This window comes from Variovorax sp. P4_D9, assembly GCF_056401695.1.
The window spans coordinates 1-706 of sequence record NZ_JBFUIU010001682.1; the positions used below are offsets into that span (position 1 = coordinate 1).

1 protein-coding gene is annotated in these 706 nt (G+C 62.7%); it reads left to right on the forward strand.

Annotation, left to right across the window (positions count from 1 at the left end):
- Positions 1–10: 10 nt before the first annotated feature.
- The coding region (locus AC1DY5_RS57745) for a carbohydrate ABC transporter permease (RefSeq protein ID WP_478123058.1) at positions 11–706 on the forward strand (696 nt) is incomplete at its 3' end.

Genomic DNA, 706 nt, shown 5'->3' on the forward strand with positions numbered 1-706 from the left:
GCCCCATCCAATGTTCACCGTCCTGCGCGCCGTCGGCGCCTGGGCCGCCGCGCTGCTGCTGTTCTTTCCGCTCGGCTGGTTGTTCCTCACGGCGTTCAAGACCGAACTGCAGGCCATTCATGTGCCGCCGCTCTTCATCTTCGAGCCGACGATGGAGAACTTCAGTGAAGTGCAGCGTCGCAGCGACTACCTGCTGTACGCGCGAAACTCACTGATCACGAGCGTGGGCTCGACCATTCTGGGCCTGCTGATCGCCGCGCCCGCGGCGTACTCGATGGCCTTCTTTCGCACCAAGCGCACGCGCGACATCCTGATGTGGATGCTCTCGACCAAGATGATGCCGGCCGTCGGCGCGCTGGTGCCGATCTACGTGCTCGCGCAGACCTCGGGCATGCTCGACTCGCTGCCGGCACTGATCATAGTGTTCACGCTGTCGAACCTGCCGATCATGGTCTGGATGCTCTACACGAGCTACAAGGACATCCCCAACGAAATCCTCGAAGCCGCGCGCATGGATGGCGCCAGCATCTGGACCGAGTTCCGCCACGTGGTGATGCCGCTGTCGATCGGCGGACTCGCATCTTGTGGCCTGCTGTGCCTAGTGCTGAGTTGGAACGAGGCCTTCTGGGCATTGAACCTTGTTTCGGCCAAGGCCGGCACGCTGGCCACGCTGATCTCGCAGTACTCAAGCCCCGAGGGCCTGTTC